Source organism: Acetobacterium wieringae (assembly GCF_001766835.1).
Classification (GTDB): Bacteria; Bacillota; Clostridia; order Eubacteriales; family Eubacteriaceae; genus Acetobacterium; species Acetobacterium wieringae.
Genome location: NZ_LKEU01000033.1, coordinates 145,760 through 164,441 on the forward strand (window position 1 = coordinate 145,760; position 18,682 = coordinate 164,441).

Sequence of the window (18,682 nt, forward strand, 5' to 3'; positions counted from 1 at the left end):
ATTAAAAGTCAAGTTAAAACTTTACAAGAATGTTACAAGTTTCTTTTGTATTTTAGCGACAAAGAATATTGACGCCAAGCTGATTTTTAATACAGTCCTTAATCAATAATGCCCAAATTCATTGTTCTCATTGCCAGTTGGTATTTGATATTTTTCGATAGTTACATTATCACCTTCAATGGTTACTTGATAACCATCCCGCAGATAGACTACTTTTGTAACTTTTCCGGTTCTCGTTAAGGCATTGCTATTTCCATTACCATTTATCTTATCCGGTCCCGGACCTACCGTTACAATCCATGCTGCCCGATGGCCAGTTGGCTTATCATTTGGATGTAAAAGTAAATTAATTAAAGAGATCGAAGTATCTGATGTGCTCACAAATGGCAAATCCGCACTTAGATATCGATACATTTGATGACTGCATTCAATTTGCGCTGTGTTATTCTCTGGATATTGATTTGTGTCTTTATAATGTAAATGACGATATTGAACTTCTCCTGAGCTTACACTAACCCCCAATCCATTCGACCATGCATCTCTACCACCGACACCTTGATTATTATTCCCATCCGTCATGTTTGTCGTTCCGCTATATTCAGTTACTGTCGCCTGAGCCGCTACATAGACTTCTCTTGCTTCGGCAATATAGGCTTTACCTTTGGCATCTGCGACAAACCCCAACATTGTTGGGATAGTAAAGGCTGCCAAAATTGCCAGAACCACCAATACCACGATAATTTCTACCAGGGTAAAACCTTGTTCTTCTTTAATTACGCTTTTTTTAACATCCCCCAACACTCCTTCTGACTACTATTATTAAAAACATCAACTATTTATACTCTAAATCTAACAAAAGCGCTATTCACTCCAAGGAACATCGGGTCGATCATCTCCATTAATCTTTAACTTTTCAACCGTTACATTGCCTTCTTTGAACCAGACAACATAGTCATTCTTGACATAATAAACTTCCTGCACAGTGCCCGGTTCTTTATTCTCATATCCTTTAGATCCGCCCATTCTCACATACCAGTAGGATTCATCTTTGCCATAGTTTTGGCGGTAACTATTCTTCGTAATCTTTAACATATCTTTTTCCAGATACTTTTTCATTTGCATACTGGCCGGATTCTCAAAGCTATGGCTTCCACTTTCATCGCAACGAGATACCCAATAAGAATTCAAAGCATCATAGGGGTTGTTCGTACTGGTCGTTTTCAAATCGCTTCGTCCCGAACCCACCATTTCCGTCGCCACGGCCTGGGCTGCTACATAAACTTCTCTGGCTTCGGCAATATAGGCTTTTGCTTTGGCATCCGCCACAACGCCCAGCATGGTGGGGATGGTAAAAGCCGCCAGGATGGCCAAAATTACCAGTACCACAATGATTTCTACCAGGGTAAAGCCTTGTTCCCATTTCATTCTTTTTTTGATCACCTCTCTACGTCACCCCCTATCCTTTAAGTCATTTTTAATAGTATCAATCCAATAAAAAATAAATACTGATCAAAATAAACCCGATCAACTTTACAAATCGCTAACAAATGTTGCTTTGACTCTCTTAGCTTTCTCGACTTAATTGTCAATACTTCTCAACCGTTGCGCTATTTTCTTCAATAGTCACTTTATAATGATTTTTATAATAAACCACCTTTGTCACTTTTGCAGTCTTAGTATCATGTCTATCAGGATCAGTACCAACCGTTACTGTCCAGGCCGACTCACCCGCTGAAAGTTTGGTTATGTTAGCAGCATTCATAGGATCTAATTTTGAAATCGTAATATCATTTCCCAGATATCTGTACATCTGCAAACTAGACTGAACTCTTGGCGTATAATAATCTCTTATAATCACAGGATCCGTCTTAGGATCCTTAAGATCATAGTCTCTACGAGTAGCAATTTTTGTTGAACCTAAACAATTTGTTAATCCATACCATTCATAAGGATCCGAATCTGTCATCTGAAGTAGCCCGCTGTATTCCGTCGCCACCGCCTGAGCCGCCACATAGACTTCCCGGGCTTCGGCAATATAGGCCTTTCCTTTGGCATCCGCCACAAACCCCAGCATGGTCGGAATAATAAAAGCCGCCAGAATGGCCAGCACCACCAGCACCACAATAATCTCCACCAGGGTAAAGCCTTTTTTCCCGCTATTTTTTTTAATTAACTCCATCAATGTCCCCATTTCTATAAGCATCTTAGTGTTTGGCTTGATATTATTTCATAAAAATAAAAGCACAAAATAAGCAATATTACATCTCCATACTTAACGCTAGTTATTCTTTAAATAGTCTGGCTTAATACTATCAACAGATACCTACTCACATTTCCTATCACAATAAGTCCATCAATTCTATCGGTATTAATACCTTTCCACAGTGCTATTGTTGCCTTCTATTGTAACCTTATAGCCATTTCTAAAATAAACTACTTTTGTAATTTTCCCGGTTCTTGTTGAATCAGAATTTCCTCTATATGTATCTGATACTCCTCCAACGGTTACAATCCAAGCTGCTTGATTATTCGTAGGTTTAGGAACAGAAAACCCAGAACTAGAAAGTGGCTGTATACTAGAGATATTAGCGATAGGTAAATCTTTACTTATAAAAGCATACATTTGATGACTTGCATTAATTTGCGGTGTGTTATATTCAGGACTTTGAGAAGTAAGAAAATGCGTTTGTCGATATTGTACTTCAAATGAGCTAACACTTACTGCCAGTCCAGTTCCCCAAGATGAGTTGCCGTGAGCACTTGCCGCACCTGTCACAACGTTCGTATCAGTAATATCTGTCGTCGTAATATATTCCGTCGCCACGGCCTGAGCCGCCACATAGACTTCCCGGGCCTCGGCAATATAGGCTTTACCTTTGGCATCCGCCACAAAGCCCAGCATGGTAGGAATAATAAAAGCCGCCAGAATCGCCAGCACCACCAGCACCACAATAATTTCCACCAGGGTAAATCCTTTTTTCCCACCGATCTGTTGTTTAAACCACTTCATTAATCTCCCTCATTTCGATAATAATTATGGCTTGTTTATCCTGATGTCATATACAGACATTCAAATTTTTTGCACAAAAAAAGCCACCCCAATGTGTGGCAGCTGGCTGTCCTATTATCTGGCGTATAAACCGCCACCATAACGTAGACCCTAAAGCTTTGCGTCACAGACTTTCATCTGATTTGCTCTTCGCTCTCTTAGGGTAATTCTTTTTCAATTAAAAGTCAAGCTAATCTTTTTATAAATTTTTAATGGCCGGAGGTGATTTTTGGGGCCGTCCCTTCTCAATTGCTCAGTTTGTGAACAGGTCTCTCGTTCTTCAGCGGCATGGGGGCCGCTCACACGTGTGATCAGTGCTTTTTTCGTGAATATCTTCAAATTTACAAAAATATCGGAAGGGGTTGTTTGGCTTATTAGAGCCATCGGAAGGGATGGAAGGGGTTGTTCCTATTATGGCAGAAATTCGAAAAAATTTTTATAATATCATTAGCGAATTTCCGGGGGTCAACCCCTTCACCCCTTCCGAAACAGCTGGCGCATCGCTGCCGGACTGACCAGTCAGTGTTGCCGAAAATTCGAAATTGCCGCAATAAAATATCGATTGGATTGTGATGGTTTTGGCGTTCGTTTATAATAATCCACTGCGTCCGGGCGGTTACGAACCGCCCCTACAAATTATAATTGACGTTATTTTAATAACAGGCTACCGCCCAAAATACTGATTAAACTCCTGCTTGTCACTGGCCCACTCCAGGCCGACTTCGTAGCTTATTTTCTGGTCGCGGACCAGCATCGCCAAATCGGCATTGAGGGTTTTCATCCCATCGCGGCCACCGGTTTGCATCACCGAGGCCAGCTGGTGGGTTTTATTTTCACGGATCAAGTTCAGCACCGCATCAGTCCCAATCAGCACCTCCAGAGCGGCCATCCGACCAGAGCCATCGGCCAGGGGCACCAGCTGCTGGGTGACGACCCCCTTTAAAATGCTGGACAGCTGGGTGCGGATCTGCTGCTGGCTGTGGGGGGGGAAGACGTCAATGATCCGGTCGATGGTATTGGCAGCGCCGATGGTATGCAGGGTCGACAGCACCAGATGGCCGGTTTCGGCTGCGGTGACGGCGGCCGATACCGTTTCGTAGTCCCGCATTTCCCCCACCAGAATAACATCCGGGTCTTCCCGCAGGGACGAGCGCAAAGCGGCGGCAAAGGAGCTGGCGTCGACGCCGATTTCCCGCTGATGAACAATGCTGTGCTTGTGTGTATGCTTATACTCCACCGGGTCTTCAATGGTTAAGATATGGACCGCCCGGTTGACATTGATGTAGTCAATCATCGAGGCCAGAGTGGTGGATTTCCCGCTGCCAGTGGGCCCAGTAATCAGAATCAGCCCCCGGGGCTCCGATGCCAGCTTGCGGATAATCGGTGGCAGCTTGAGTTCCTCAAAGCTGGGGATGGTATCGTTAAGGAGGCGGATAGCGGCGGCATAGCTGCCCTGCTGTTTATAGATATTGACCCGCTGCCGCAGCCCTTCCGGGGTAACATGGCAAAAATCCAGGTCACTTCCATCTTCCAGCTTTTTGCGCTCCGCCGGGGTCAGGATGCTAAAAATCAGCTGTTCAATAATCTGCGGGTTGTGCTCAAAATCACTCTGATAGAGCCGACCGTTTTTGCGAAAAACCGGAGGTAGTTCCCGGGATAAATGAATGTCTGAACAATCGTTGCGGCGGCCATAGTTGACCAGATCTAAAAAGCGCATTCTCAGGCTCCTCCCTATTCCACATAGTATGATAATTTAAGAAATTCTTCCATCGAGGTGATCCCCGAAATGGTCAGATTGGCAACGCTTTTACGCAGCGGAATCAGCTTCCCGGTTTGTTCCACATAGTTATAAATATCCTCAATCGGTTCTTTTCGGGAAATCAGATTGCGGATGGTTTTATCAATCGCCAGAATTTCATGGATGGCGGTTCGGCCCTTGTAGCCGGTATTGTTGCAGATATGGCAGCCCCGACCCCGGTACAGGGTGGTCAGCCGGGGTTCCCCCAGCAGTTCTTTTTCAATCTCTGAGGCGACGTAGGCTTCCCGGCAGTTGGGACAGATTTTCTTGACCAGTCGTTGGGCCACCACCCCGGTCAGGGAGTTGGCCACCAGATAGGGTTCGACGCCCATGTCCTGGAGCCGGACTACCGCCGACACGGCGTCGTTGGTATGGAGGGTGGACAGCACCAGATGACCGGTAATGGCCGAACGGACGGCAATCGAGGCGGTTTCGGTGTCCCGGGTTTCGCCGACCATGATGATGTCGGGATCCTGCCGCAGGATTGAGCGGAGTCCCACATCAAAGGTCAGCCCGGCCAGAATATTGACCTGGGTCTGATTGATCTTGGGCAGATTCCGTTCCACCGGATCTTCGATGGTGGCAATATTGACATTTCGCTGACTGAGCATTTCCAAAATCATATAAAGGGTGGTGGTTTTGCCACTACCGGTGGGGCCGGTAATATAGACCACCCCATGGGGGCTTTGCAGCATCTGGAGGATTTTCTGATAATCCCCATCGTTCATCCCGAATTGACCGGCATGATCCAGGGGGACGTTCATACTCAAAAACCGCATCACCATTTTTTCGCCGTAGACGGTAGGAATACTGGAGCTGCGGACATTCATCTCAACCCCATCAATACGGATCCGGAAGTGCCCATCCTGGGGCACCCGACGCTCGGCAATATCCAAATTGGAAAGGATCTTGATCCGGGCAATCAGGGACTGGTGAAGGTTATTGGCCAGGGTCAGGTAGTCAACAATCAGACCATCGATCCGCAACCGGATAATGGTCTCTTTTTCAAAGGGCTCGATATGAATATCACTGGCCCCGGCGTTATGGCCTTTTAGCAGCACCGAATTGACCAGATTGACAATCGGGGCGTCCCCTTCATTGGTGAGGATATCCTCAACAAAAGACAAACTGCTGCCCTCGACGGTTTTATTAGCGGCTTTGGCGGCTTTTTTGGCTTCAATTTCGGTATAGCTTTTGCGGATGGTCTCGAGAATCACTTCCCGGGTGGCCAGCACCACATCGATGTTCATATTGGTAATCAGCCGCAGATCCTCAATGGCATAAAAATCGAGGGGGTCATTCATCGCCACCACCAGGTGGTTGTTTTCTTCGCCAATGGGAATCAGGGTATATTTAAAGGCAATATTCTGGGGGATTTTTGCGGCAGCTTCCAGATCGATGGGGGTATCCTGCAAGTTCAACACCAGCACATTCAACCGTTTGGACAGAGCCGTCAGCAGTTGGTCCTCGGTAACATAACCATACTCAACCAGGATTGCTCCCAGCCGCTTGCTTTTGTCGATTTTCTGATAGGCCAGGGCTTCCTGAAGCTGTTCTTCCCGGATAAAGCCGGCGTTAATTAATATATCACCAATACGAATGTTCTTAGTTTCCATTATCTTCCTTTTCCAATACCTTCTGGCATTTTAAAAAATCTGTTCTTCAAATTCAAAAACCGTCATCGGTTTGCCAAAATAATAGCCCTGGATGATATCGCAGCCGAGCGACCGCAGCAGATCCACCTCGGCTTCGGTTTCGATTCCTTCGGCCACCACCGTCATCCCCAGTTTTTTTATCATCTTAATGACAGACTCCACCACAATCAGATTCTGCTCCCGCTTGAGATGACTGTTGAAAAAACCCTGATCCATTTTAATGACATCCAGGGGTAAATTACCCAGCAGATTGATTGAGGAGTAACCGGAGCCAAAATCATCCATGGCCATTTTAAAACCGTAAAGACGAAAAGCTTCGCCGATCTCAATCATCCGATCAACATTTTCGAAAATGCTGGATTCGGTCAGCTCGATTTCCAGATTGCTCCGCTTGATCCGATACTGATTGGTAATGTTTAAAACCCGTTCAACAAAATCGCTCTGTTTAAGATTCTTACGGGAAAGATTAACCGAAATGGAAATTTCCGGATAACCGTCTGTTTCCCAGCGTTTCAGAATGCGACATACTTCTTCCAGCATAAACATATCCAGCTTTTTAATAAACCCGGTTTGTTCAAAAATGGGAATAAACTCCCCGGGTGAGATCAGCCCTTTGTGGGGGTTTCGCCAGCGTACCAGGGCTTCACAACCACAATAGCGGTTGGTGTGGAGATTGTACTTGGGCTGCAGATACATTTCAAACTCCTGGTTTTCCAGGGCATCTTCCATCTGATCGATAATTTCTTTTTCATCGCCAATTTTTTTCCGGAAAGCATCGGAATAGAAAAACCAACGCTGGTTCTCCGCCGTCTTGGCAGCAATCCGGGCCATGTTGGCCTTTTCTCGGATTTTTTCCAGATTCCCGGTTTTATCTTCAATGATATAAATACCAAAATGACAGGACAGCTTTTCCTTAATCCCGATAGTCTCTCGCCTGTCATTTAAAATCTGGATAAATTCTTTAATCCGCCGGATTATTTTATCCTGATCGTCACAGACGCAAAGAATCGCAAAATGATCGCCCGAGACCCGGGCATAGGTTTCCTGTTTGGCCATCCGCTTTTCCAGAATCCCAACCACCAGTCGCAACACCTGATCGCCCTTTTCATGGCCATACTCTTCATTAATAAAACGGAAGCGGTCAATGTCAAAGGTTAACAAGGCACATTGATTGCAGTTTTTTGATTCCAGAATGGCCGTAGCTTCCTGTTTGAATTTCTGCCAGTTGTTGCCGCCGGTGACCTCGTCGACATAGGCAACCCGCTCCAGCCGTCGCTTGGAACGGTATTGAAAAATCAGAATGATCACAAACAATAAGGTCATCGCCAGTAGCGCCGCAACAATCAGCGAAAAGGAATACCTGCTGATCTGAGTCGTCTGGGCGCTGACCACCTGAGTTGGTACCACGGTCATCATATACCAGTCATTGATGGCCAGCGGTTTATAAATGGTATGCCGTTCCATGCCCCCATAAAAACTGGTAAAGCTGCCACTTTTACCGGCGGCCATGTTGGCTGCAATGGTCTCGAAAGTGTCGCCATCCCGCAAATCGGCTTTTTTTAACAGCTCTAAAATATTCTCAAAGTCACCGGGACTATTGGCATGGGTCGAGGTGACCACCGCATCGCCATTGGCCTTGACAATATAGGAATAACCCTGACCGGAGAAGCTTTCCACTTCCAGATATTTTTTTAAATCTTCAGTATTCACCGAAGCCACCACCAGTCCCACCACCTCGGTACCCCGGTAAATCGGGACGGCATAAACATTGATGGGCTTGTCATCGGTGTAATCGTTGATGGTGTCGGATATGGCTGCATTCCCATTGACGGCTTCCTGAAAATAAGGCCGTTCGGCAATGTTATAGGCAAGTCCATCGGAAGTCAACACCGCTCCGTTAAGCAGCGCAATCCCCATCCGTTTATAGTGTCCTTTTGAAGCCTGCAGCGTGATCAAGTTCAACATGGCATTTTGATCATAGTCGCCATGGGCTTCGATCAGCCGGGCAGTGGTCTCCAGATTTTCCAACTCATTATCGACCTTGCTCTCAACCAGGGCCGCCCCCCGGGTGCCAACTTCGGAAAGATATAAAAAGGTCTGCGCCTTTAAGGCGTTATCGATCAGAGTAACATAATACCAGCTCAGCGCAAAAAAAAGAACAACAGTTACAATCGCAATAAAACTGGCTTTAATCTTTTTCGATTTGACAATCATCTGTTATCCTTTCTTTTTGTATCGTTCTTTCCATTCTACCAAATAAAAAGAACTTATTCAATGCGATTGAATAAGTTCTTTTGTTAAGAATCCCGCTTCTTAGCGAATATCTTTAATATCCACCAGTTCGATTTCGGCCATGGTGCGATTGGATTTCAGACAATCCAGGAGCGCCTGGGCGGTATCGAGGGAGGTCAGCAGGGCAATGGAGGTTTCCACACATTTGCGACGCATTCGGACGTCATCATGATGGGGCATCCGACCCTTACTGGAGGTGGAAATGACATAGTTGAGCTTACCACTTTCGATCAGATCGCCAATATTGGGCTTGCTTTCGGCCAATCGACGAACCACCTTGGTGGGAATATTGTTTTCGTTGAGAATCAGGGCGGTACCGACCGTTCCGTAGATGGTAAAGCCCATTTCATGGAACTGGCGGCCAATTTCGACAATTGCTTCTTTATCCCGGTCTTTAACGGTCAGCAGCACGCCGCCGGAACGCTCCATACTCCGGCCGGAAGCCACCAGACCTTTATACAGGGCATCAGCAAAGGTTTTGGCGACCCCCAAAACTTCGCCGGTGGATTTCATTTCCGGCCCCAGTTGGGTATCAACATCCTGCAACTTGGAAAAACTGAAGACCGGCACCTTCACGGCCACGTAGTCGCCTTCTGGTTGCAGACCCGGGGCATAACCGAGATCGGCCAGCTTGTCGCCGAGCATCATCTTGGTGGCAATGTTGACCATCGGAATATCGGTAACCTTGGAAATATAGGGCACCGTTCGGGAGGATCGGGGATTGACCTCGATCACATAGACTTCATCTTCATAAATGACATATTGAATATTGACCATTCCGACAATATCCAGGGCCTTTACCAGACGGCCAGTGTAGTCAATGATGGTCTCCCGGGTGCGGGCATCCAGGGTTTGGGGCGGATAAACCGAAATCGAATCACCGGAATGGACCCCGGCCCGTTCAATATGTTCCATGATCCCGGGAATCAGATAGCTCTCGCCATCGCAAATGGCATCGACTTCGACCTCTTTCCCCATCAGGTACTTGTCAATCAATACCGGGTTTTCCAGTTCCACAGCGGTGATAATATCCATGTACTCCACCACGTCTTCCGGTTCGTAGGCGATGATCATATTCTGGCCGCCGAGGACATAGGATGGTCGCAGCAGTACCGGGAAGCCCAAGCCTTCGGCCACGGCCACCGCTTCAGCCGTGGTATAGACGGTTTCGCCCTGGGGCCGGGGAATCTGGCAGGATTCCAGCAACTGATCAAAAACCTCCCGGTCTTCGGCAGCATCGATATTAGCTGGCGAGGTACCCAGTACCGGCACACCCATTTCCTCTAAATAGCGGGTCAACTTAATGGCCGTCTGGCCGCCAAACTGGACAATGGCCCCAATCGGCTTTTCAGTTTCCACCACCGAGCGGACATCTTCCTTGGTCAGTGGTTCAAAATAAAGGCGGTCCGAAGTATCAAAGTCAGTCGATACGGTTTCCGGGTTGTTGTTGATAAAGATCGCTTCGTAGCCTTTTTCCCGCAGGGCCCAGGCGCAGTGCACGGAGCAATAGTCAAACTCAATCCCCTGGCCGATCCGGATCGGGCCGGACCCCAGCACCAGCACCCTTTCTTTGCCCGTCGGATGATCGGCAATAAAGAGGGCCGCTTCATTTTCTTTATCCCGGGTGGAATAAAAATAGGGGGTCTGGGCGGCAAATTCGCCAGCGCAGGTGTCAACCATTTTAAAGGAGGCGTAACTTTTTTTGACTTCGGCAATTTTCTGGCCGGACAATTCTTCAATGGTTTTATCGAGGAACCCAAGCTCCCGGGCCACCCGAACCCGCTCGTCGGTTAATCCCAGGGTTTTTAAGTCCTTTTCCATCACCGCCAGATGGCGCAATTTATCAAGGAACCACTTGTCAATCCGGGTGATCTGGGTGATCGTATCCATCGAAACGCCCCGCTTAATGGCTTCATAGACCACAAAGGACCGTTCATCGTCGGAAGCGGCCAGCATTCTCATGATTTCCTCATCACTGGCTTCCACCAGTCGCTCAATGGTCAGGGTTTCGAGACCTAATTCAATGGAGCGAACAGCCTTCATCATGGCGTGTTCAAAGCTGGAGCCAATCGACATGATTTCGCCGGTGGCCTTCATCTGGGTGCCGAGGGTTCGTTTGGCATAGACAAATTTATCAAAGGGCCAACGCGGGAATTTGACGACAATGTAATCCAGGGCTGGTTCGAAACAGGCGGTGGTGGTCCCGGTGACCTCATTGATGATTTCATCCAGGGAAAAGCCCACCGCAATCTGGCTGGCAACCTTGGCAATGGGATAGCCGGTGGCTTTTGAAGCCAGTGCCGAGGAACGGGAAACCCGGGGATTTACCTCGATCACGGCATAGTTGAAGTTTTCGGGATTCAGAGCAAACTGACAGTTGCAGCCCCCTTCAACCTTCAGGGCGGAAATGATCTTCAGGGCTGAGGTCCGTAACATCTGGTACTCTTTATCGCTCAGGGTTTGACAGGGGGCCACGACGATGGAATCGCCGGTGTGAATCCCCACCGGGTCAAAGTTTTCCATACTACAAACGGTGATCACGTTACCCTTGGCATCCCGCATCACTTCAAATTCGATTTCCTTCCAGCCGGCAATCCCTTTTTCCACCAGAATCTGACTGATTGGCGAAAGCCGGATGCCGTGGGTGGCAATTTCTTCGAGCTCCTGCTGATTGGCTGCAATCCCGCCGCCGGTACCACCCAGGGTAAAGGCCGGCCGAACGATTACCGGATAACCGATGGTGGCGGCAAAACGGACGGCATCTTCCACCGTAACCACCACTTCTGAAGGAATACAGGGTTCACCAATTTCCCGCATCATATCTTTAAAAGCCTGGCGATCTTCGGCTTTTTCAATGGTTTCCAGATTGGCACCGAGCAGCTTGACGCCGTGGGCATCCAAAAATCCTTCTTTAGCCAGCTGCATCGACAAGGTTAAGCCCGTTTGGCCGCCCAGGGTGGAGAGAATGCTGTCAGGTTTTTCCATCAGGATGATCCGTCTGATCACTTCCAGGGTCAGGGGTTCAATATAGATTTTATCCGCCATGGCCTTATCGGTCATAATCGTTGCCGGATTGGAATTAACCAGAATGACTTCCAACCCATAATTTTTTAAGGCTTTACAGGCCTGGGTACCGGCGTAGTCAAATTCCGCCGCCTGGCCAATGACAATGGGGCCGGAGCCGATCACCAGGACTCGTTTAATATCGCTTCTTAAAGGCATCCTTGTTGCCCCCTTTCCATTAAATCAGTGAATTGTTCAAATAAATAGCCGGTATCGTTGGGGCCAGCACTGGCTTCCGGGTGAAACTGCACCGTGAAAGCATGAATGCCGGGATATTCAACCCCTTCGCAGGTACCGTCATTGAGGTTAAAATGGGTCACCTTGCCCACTTCAGCCGGAATGCTTTCCGGCACCACGGCATAGCCATGGTTCTGGCTGGTGATAAAGACCCGATCCCGGGTGACATCTTTAACCGGCTGGTTCATCCCCCGATGGCCATACTTCAGCTTGAAGGTTTCCCCACCCATAGCCAGCGCCAGCAGCTGATGGCCCAGACAGATCCCAAAAATCGGTTTGCCGTATTTGATAAAGTCCTTGAGATTCTCAATAATTTCAATATTTTCGGCCGGATCCCCCGGGCCATTGGACAACATAATCCCATCGGGATTGAGATTGCGGATCTCATCAATGGTGGTATTGGCCGGCATCACGGTGACATTGCAGCCCAGGCGCAATAGCATCCGCAAAATGTTGTGCTTATAACCATAATCAATCAGGGCAACGTGGTTGGCCCGGTTGACCTGACTATAATACCAGCCCTTGTTTTTGCGGGTGACCGCCTGAACCGGATTGACAACCTTAAAATCCCGGATTTTTTCCAGCAGGGCGTCTTTGGTGGTGGCAATGTCTTCGGTGGTGATCGCCCCATTCATCGTTCCATGTTCCCGGATCACCCGGGTAATCGCCCGGGTATCGACATCCCAGATGCCGATTTTATCCTGTTCGATCATAAACTCGTTGATATTGTGGGTATTTCTAAAGTTGGATGGCTCTTCACACCATTCTTTGGTGATATAACCGTTGATCCAGCTGCGTTCCGATTCCATATCGTCGGCGTTAATGCCATAGTTGCCAATGAGGGGATAGGTCTGCAGCACAATCTGTCCATAATAAGACGGATCGGTGAGCACCTCCTGATAACCAGTCATCCCGGTCGTAAAGACAATTTCGCCAATGGTGGTGCCTTCGCACCCAAAATTATAGCCCTCAAACACACTGCCATCCGACAGCACCAGCCAGGCCCGCTTATCTCGTTTGTAATAAGACATTGTTTACCTCCGTATTCTTTATTTCCAAAAAATACCTGATTGCACGCAACCAGGTATTTCAATTTAGCACATTTATCGAATTGCTAAGTCCTCTCGGTTCGGGCCAACACCTACATAGGCAATGGTCGTTCCAACCAAGTCTTCAATTGTTTTAATGTATTTTTTTGCATTCTCTGGTAAATCTTCCAGTCGTCGGATACCGGTGGTATCACTGAGCCAACCGGGAAGGGTGATGTAAACCGGTTCAACCCGCTCTAAATCTTCGGTATTGGGGAAATCTTTAATCAATTCGCCATCTAATGTATAATCCACACAGATTTTAATCTCCGGTAGATCGTCGAGTTTGTCAATTTTACATAGTGCCAATTCATCAAAGCCATTGATGGCATGGGTATATTTCAGCACCGGAATATCTATCCAGCCCAGGCGACGGGAGCGGCCAGTTCGGGCCCCAAACTCGTCATCCGGTTTTTCACCGGTACCCCGGAGGATATCAATGGTGCCACCAAATTCTTCCGTCGGAAAAGGACCGGCGCCAACAGCACTGGAAAAGGCTTTGGCCACGCCAATGACCTTATCAATTTTCTTGGCCGGAAAACCACCGCTGACGGCCGCATAGGCCGCAATCGGATTGGACGAGGTCACATAGGGGAAGATTCCCAAATCGATATCTTTCATGGCTCCCAATTGACCCTCAAAAAGAATTCGTTTATCAGCGTCAATCATGTCGTGTAAATAACCAACCGGGTTGACAATCATGTGACCAAAGGTTTTTGCCCAATCCTGACATTTGGCAAACAGGGCTTCCACCGTGTAGGGTTCTATCTTATAAGAAGCCATCTGGTCATTGACCACTGGCACAATGGTTTCCAGTTTCTTTTTGGCATTGTCAAGATTCAAAAGATCTTCAAAGCGCAGGCTTTTTCGCATTGCTTTATAAGCATAAGCCTGACCGATGCCCCGCTTGGTTGTACCAATCCCGCCGCTGGCTTCCATCAGTTCGTCCAGTTTTTGGTGATAGGGCATGAGAATATGTGCTTTGGCCGATATTTTAAGTCCGTCAAGACTGACCTTTGCGGCGATGATCTGTTGCATTTCTTCAAGCAAAACATCCGGATTAACCACCACGCCGGTTCCGATTAAACATTGGCAGTTTTTGTTGAAAACACCGCAGGGAATTAAATGAAGTTTGAACACACCATAATCATTAATAACCGTATGACCAGCGTTGTCGCCCCCTTGAAACCGAACAATTAAATCAGACTGTTTGGCGAAATAATCCACCATTTTGCCTTTGCCTTCATCGCCCCACTGGGCGCCAACTAATACAGAAATCGACATCTATTCTCATTCCTTCCATCAACCTCAGACCAGAAAATACAATCAGAACAATTGCATTTCTTATCTATACTATGACCTAAATTCGCTTTTAATTTGTTCATTTTGGGATCATTTTTACCCATAGCATTATAACATAAAGTCACCGGAATTGATCCATCTTTTTTTCAAAAATTCGATGATATTGTTTTCATAGTTTTCGGGAAGGTTCTTTATCTTAATCGGTATTAATTATTCATCAAGCGTGGCTGCTCGATTAGCTTGACTTCGTCAGCCTCTACCCTGATTGATTGGTTCGTTTTTACTTTCCGGGTCCATACTCTCTTTGACCTCGTCCGCCAAATCATAACCAACCTTTTCTTTTTCACTGATTACATAAGCTTCCAGTTTCGCTCTTATTTCCGGGTATTTGATACCCAGGATCCGGGCGGCCAGTATCCCCGCATTTCTGGCGTTATTGATGCCCACGGTGGCCACCGGCACCCCTTTGGGCATTTGCACAATTGACAGCAGGGAGTCCAACCCATCCAACTCAGCCAATTTTACCGGTACCCCGATAACCGGCAAGGCCGTCAATGCTGACACCATTCCCGGCAAATGAGCTGCCCCACCGGCCCCGGCAATAATCACCTCGAGGCTTCTGCTTTGTGCATTTTTAGCATAATCAACCATCCGCTCCGGGGTTCGATGGGCCGAAACGACCTTTATTTCATAGGGAATCTGACATTTTTCCATGATCAGAACCGCCTCACGCATTACCCTTAAGTCTGATTTGCTGCCCATAATAATGCCAACCATTGGCGCCGCAGCATGCTTCGTTTCTTTTATCATCTTTCCTTCTTTCCTTAACGCTTATTCCGTTTTGATCACAATGCCCGACCATGATCTTCGGGTTTTAACCGAGACTCCCTCGAATCGTCGCCATTTTTATGATCCAATCATTGAGGATTTTTTCTTCCTCCTGACCCTGACCCGGATCTTCTTTTTCGATCAAGTGCAGGATAATCGGCCGGATTGATTTCAGCAACATCTGATACCAGGCATTTTCGCTTTTATCATCGACAGCATTGTCAATCTCCAGGATCTCACAGGCCAACTGATAATCCTCCTGGTAGGCGACCCGGGCCTGTTCATCAATAATTCCCTTGGCGATCTTGACATTGACATATTGAGCGGCAAAGGAGAGATCGGCTCGCAATTGGGGGTAAAAATCAATCAGCTTTGTGATACCCTCCTCACCGTATTTCCGCTGCACTTCCTGCAAGCCTCTGCCGACCCCGATAAACTCCGGCGGCAGACCCAGGGTATAGAGGGCTGCGGTAAAGGAAATCGCTCGCGGCACCGAACATTTCACATTCGTATTAATCTCCAGCAGTTCTTTTTTCAATTCCTGATCTTCCACCAGATCAGCTATTTCCTGCATATTGGCAATTTCTCTGATATATTCCAGCCCGGTTTTGACACTTGCCAGCCGATCCCGATTTTTAGGCATATACTTAGATAATAGAGCGACAATATCAATCGTTTTGACAAAGGTATCCATATAATATTTTGTAAAAATACCGATGCATTCCTGCATCAAGGCAAGGTCGGCAGGGGCAAAGTTTCGCCGCCCGTGCTGGTCACTGTTTTTCTTAAGACAATTAACAACAGCTTTTGTTTTTTCGGCCCCATGGTCATACCTTAAGGCTGATTGGATGGTGTAGGTTTTGACCCCGGCATAGGTTTCATAGATGCGGTCCAGGTTTTCGGCCGTGAAATGGCCTCTGAAGGGCAGAGCTCCACACCCCAAAATCGGCGATACCGCAACCTTGTTTGCTTCACCCCATTTCAGGGCTTTGTCAATGGCAATCACGACCGACAACACCGATGCGATCATGCCATAAGACATAGCCGAATCCGATCGGGCCAACATGATTCTTAACCGCTCGATTGGATGTCCATCATTCAGCGAATTCTGATAATACTCAGTCAATATCGCATCGACATTAACCAGGGCCGGAACGCTTTCAATTAGCGGGATAATTTTGATACTGTTCAGGGGAAATTGAATCTCATAATTTTTATTTCCCAGTTCGATGACCGAGTTGATGCGTTCCTGCAAATGAATCAATTCAATCCCGGTTTCCACCATTGGCACAATGGTTTCGGTGATTGCCTGTACCCCCGTTCGCTGATAAGACAGAACGTTTGTTTCTACCAGTGACATAATGCTCATCAGCTGCCGGAAAACCGGCTCTTTCTTGGCATTGGGAATTCTGGGGGTTAAGGCCACTGCTTCACCCGGGATGATCCCTTGACCGATTAAACCCAGGGCTATTTGGGAGGTTTGATGATAGGGGGTCAATTTTCCTTCAAAATCAATCATGATTTCTTCAATCCCCAATCCGCCTTTTTCCTGAGCGGTCAAGCCCTGAATCGCTTCTTCGGGTTCCTGTTGAATATTAATATAACGATTGGCATTATCCGGATGCTGGGTCGCCATGCTACTTGGAATTTTTAACATATCAAGCACTCCTTATACGATTTATTTTTATCAGGCTCAAGGCCTTTTCTGCTTTACTATTTGCCGCAATAACAGAATCCCCCAATGCGGTTATATGACCAATCTTTTTTGCTTCTCCCGATTCTGGCTTTCCGTATAAATGCAAATGGCAATCGGTCAGCGCCATCACTGAATCGAGACCGCCGATCTGGTATTTGCCGGTTGTCGCTTTGCTCCCGAGGATATTGTACATCGCACAGGGTAAGCGAAGTTCCGTCGATCCTAATGGCATCCCGGTCATTATCCGGGCCAGCTGTTCAAATTGCGAAGCAACACAGCCTTCAATCGAATAATGGCCCGAATTATGTGGTCGGGGGGCAATTTCATTGACAAAAATATTAGCCCTGTCATCAATAAAAAATTCAACGCAAAAAACCCCATAATCGTCTAGTTCTTCAGCAATTTTTCCGGCAATTGTCTTAATGCGATTCTCCATTTCAAGCGAAATATTGGCCGGAACAAAAGAATTGATCAGGATTCCCTGATCATGGGTATTTTCGGCCACCGGATAAAACCGGATACCATCATGATTCATGGCAAAAATGATTGACACTTCCTTTTCATAATGGATCAACTCCTCGGCCATCACACCATAGTCATAAAACTCTGCCCAGGTTTTTTCAAGTTCACAGCGGTCTGTGATAACCCGGCTGCCTTTGCCATCATAACCACCCGTGCAGGTTTTTAAGACCAGCTTTTGATCAAGTCTGTCAAAAACAAATACCAGCTCCGCTAAATTTTCAATCCGATAAAAATCAGGCACTGTAATGCCGAGATCTCGTAATCGTGATTTTTGTCGGTATTTGTTCTGGATCATACCCAGTGTTTTGGCTGAGGGATATATGGTAGCCCCCTCTTGTTCAATGATACTTAATAACGCTACGTCGATATGCTCAAACTCATAGGTCATTACATCCGTTTTCAGCGCCAACAGTTTTAATGCCGTTAAATCATCAAATTCTGCAACCATTTGAAAATCCGCAATTTGACCTGCTGGAGAATTTTCTTTGGGATCCAGTACAATGACATTTAAGCCCCATCTCTTGGCTTCGAGCACCAGCATTCGCCCCAATTGCCCCCCGCCAATAATCCCAATGGTCGATGGTGCGTCTAATCGCCTTATTGTTTTTCTATCCATCCCTTTAACCTCCCGTTTTTAAACAAAAAAGCCAACAGCAAAAACTTTTAACAGTTCTTGCTGTTGGCTTATTTTTTGACTGGTTTCTAACCCTTCAATCGATCTTCCAACTATAATTTATAAATCTTCTTCGATATTGCGATCAGCAACAATGGCGATAATTTTTTCCCCCGTTTTGGTACTAACGTCAGAATAGGTACTGATGATGTCCACATCGATCACCGATTTAATCGCTTCAATTAATGATTCCTGGGCATTTTCGAATAAGGCCGTTCTCACTTTTTTGATCAGTTCAATGCCTTCTTTATTTTGCGCCAAGCTTTTTTCTGAAATACTTAAAAACCCGGTCAGCCTCACAATAATCAAATCCTGAAAAATAATTGTTCTGATTTTCTCCGGCCCTCTGCCCATTTGCTCAATTTCAAACTTACTAATTGCTTCGCTTATTTTCGCCTCAATTTGTCCTTTTGTCACTGAAGTTCCTCCAAACAGGATTCCATAATCAGCCGATCTCAATCACAACTCATTTATTTTCA

At 46.7% G+C, this 18,682-nt stretch carries 14 protein-coding genes and 1 riboswitch; all 14 genes read right to left on the reverse strand.

Going from position 1 to position 18,682, the window contains the following annotated elements:
- Positions 1–102 precede the first annotated feature (102 nt).
- Positions 103–798 carry a prepilin-type N-terminal cleavage/methylation domain-containing protein gene (locus ACWI_RS11845; protein WP_070371647.1) on the reverse strand — a complete coding sequence of 232 codons (696 nt, stop codon included), beginning with the start codon at positions 796–798 and terminating at the stop codon, positions 103–105.
- A gap of 63 nt (positions 799–861) precedes the next feature.
- Complete coding sequence (locus tag ACWI_RS11850) at positions 862–1,425, reverse strand: type II secretion system protein (protein WP_084633670.1); 564 nt, start codon at positions 1,423–1,425, stop codon at positions 862–864.
- 160 nt (positions 1,426–1,585) lie between these two features.
- The gene (locus tag ACWI_RS11855) at positions 1,586–2,179 is read right to left on the reverse strand and encodes a prepilin-type N-terminal cleavage/methylation domain-containing protein (protein WP_070371649.1); all 594 of its coding nucleotides are present in this window, start codon (positions 2,177–2,179) and stop codon (positions 1,586–1,588) included.
- A 189-nt stretch (positions 2,180–2,368) separates the two neighbouring features.
- Entirely contained in the window at positions 2,369–3,010 is a 642-nt protein-coding gene (locus ACWI_RS11860; RefSeq protein WP_070371650.1) for a prepilin-type N-terminal cleavage/methylation domain-containing protein, read from the reverse strand.
- Between the two features lie 94 nt (positions 3,011–3,104).
- A riboswitch (cyclic di-GMP riboswitch) is annotated at positions 3,105–3,207 on the reverse strand.
- A 506-nt stretch (positions 3,208–3,713) separates the two neighbouring features.
- Entirely contained in the window at positions 3,714–4,766 is a 1,053-nt protein-coding gene (locus tag ACWI_RS11865; protein WP_070371651.1) for a type IV pilus twitching motility protein PilT, read from the reverse strand.
- A 14-nt stretch (positions 4,767–4,780) separates the two neighbouring features.
- Positions 4,781–6,463 carry a GspE/PulE family protein gene (locus ACWI_RS11870; RefSeq protein ID WP_070371652.1) on the reverse strand — a complete coding sequence of 561 codons (1,683 nt, stop codon included), beginning with the start codon at positions 6,461–6,463 and terminating at the stop codon, positions 4,781–4,783.
- Positions 6,464–6,493: 30 nt separating this feature from the next.
- The gene (locus tag ACWI_RS11875; protein ID WP_070371653.1) at positions 6,494–8,716 is read right to left on the reverse strand and encodes a bifunctional diguanylate cyclase/phosphodiesterase; all 2,223 of its coding nucleotides are present in this window, start codon (positions 8,714–8,716) and stop codon (positions 6,494–6,496) included.
- 99 nt (positions 8,717–8,815) lie between these two features.
- A complete protein-coding gene (gene carB, locus ACWI_RS11880) occupies positions 8,816–12,016 on the reverse strand; it encodes a carbamoyl-phosphate synthase large subunit (protein ID WP_070371654.1) in 3,201 nt (1,066 codons plus the stop codon).
- Positions 12,007–13,125, reverse strand: a complete 1,119-nt coding sequence (gene carA / locus ACWI_RS11885) for a glutamine-hydrolyzing carbamoyl-phosphate synthase small subunit (protein ID WP_070371655.1) — start codon at positions 13,123–13,125, stop codon at positions 12,007–12,009. The genes carB and carA overlap by 10 nt, the downstream gene beginning before the upstream one ends.
- Positions 13,126–13,197: 72 nt before the next feature.
- Positions 13,198–14,466: an adenylosuccinate synthase gene (locus ACWI_RS11890; protein ID WP_070371656.1), complete on the reverse strand. Its 1,269-nt coding sequence runs from the start codon at positions 14,464–14,466 to the stop codon at positions 13,198–13,200.
- A gap of 267 nt (positions 14,467–14,733) precedes the next feature.
- Positions 14,734–15,294, reverse strand: a complete 561-nt coding sequence (gene purE / locus ACWI_RS11895) for a 5-(carboxyamino)imidazole ribonucleotide mutase (RefSeq protein WP_070371657.1) — start codon at positions 15,292–15,294, stop codon at positions 14,734–14,736.
- Between the two features lie 64 nt (positions 15,295–15,358).
- Positions 15,359–16,969, reverse strand: a complete 1,611-nt coding sequence (gene ppcA / locus ACWI_RS11900; protein WP_070371658.1) for a phosphoenolpyruvate carboxylase — start codon at positions 16,967–16,969, stop codon at positions 15,359–15,361.
- Position 16,970: 1 nt separating this feature from the next.
- Positions 16,971–18,146: a 5-(carboxyamino)imidazole ribonucleotide synthase gene (locus ACWI_RS11905; RefSeq protein WP_070371659.1), complete on the reverse strand. Its 1,176-nt coding sequence runs from the start codon at positions 18,144–18,146 to the stop codon at positions 16,971–16,973.
- 117 nt (positions 18,147–18,263) lie between these two features.
- Entirely contained in the window at positions 18,264–18,620 is a 357-nt protein-coding gene (locus ACWI_RS11910) for a Na-translocating system protein MpsC family protein (RefSeq protein ID WP_070371660.1), read from the reverse strand.
- Positions 18,621–18,682 lie beyond the last annotated feature (62 nt).

What these genes read in the sequence shown, in the direction of transcription:
- carA (WP_070371655.1), bottom strand. Translation starts at nt 13,125, where the DNA reads ATGTCTTATTACAAACGAGATAAGCGGGCCTGGCTGGTGCTGTCGGAT.
- ACWI_RS11865 (WP_070371651.1), bottom strand. Translation starts at nt 4,766, where the DNA reads ATGCGCTTTTTAGATCTGGTCAACTATGGCCGCCGCAACGATTGTTCA.
- purE (WP_070371657.1), bottom strand. Translation starts at nt 15,294, where the DNA reads ATGATAAAAGAAACGAAGCATGCTGCGGCGCCAATGGTTGGCATTATT.
- carB (WP_070371654.1), bottom strand. Translation starts at nt 12,016, where the DNA reads ATGCCTTTAAGAAGCGATATTAAACGAGTCCTGGTGATCGGCTCCGGC.
- ACWI_RS11855 (WP_070371649.1), bottom strand. Translation starts at nt 2,179, where the DNA reads ATGGAGTTAATTAAAAAAAATAGCGGGAAAAAAGGCTTTACCCTGGTG.
- ACWI_RS11870 (WP_070371652.1), bottom strand. Translation starts at nt 6,463, where the DNA reads ATGGAAACTAAGAACATTCGTATTGGTGATATATTAATTAACGCCGGC.
- ACWI_RS11890 (WP_070371656.1), bottom strand. Translation starts at nt 14,466, where the DNA reads ATGTCGATTTCTGTATTAGTTGGCGCCCAGTGGGGCGATGAAGGCAAA.
- ACWI_RS11850 (WP_084633670.1), bottom strand. Translation starts at nt 1,425, where the DNA reads ATGAAATGGGAACAAGGCTTTACCCTGGTAGAAATCATTGTGGTACTG.
- ACWI_RS11860 (WP_070371650.1), bottom strand. Translation starts at nt 3,010, where the DNA reads ATGAAGTGGTTTAAACAACAGATCGGTGGGAAAAAAGGATTTACCCTG.
- ACWI_RS11905 (WP_070371659.1), bottom strand. Translation starts at nt 18,146, where the DNA reads ATGGATAGAAAAACAATAAGGCGATTAGACGCACCATCGACCATTGGG.
- ppcA (WP_070371658.1), bottom strand. Translation starts at nt 16,969, where the DNA reads ATGTTAAAAATTCCAAGTAGCATGGCGACCCAGCATCCGGATAATGCC.
- ACWI_RS11875 (WP_070371653.1), bottom strand. Translation starts at nt 8,716, where the DNA reads ATGATTGTCAAATCGAAAAAGATTAAAGCCAGTTTTATTGCGATTGTA.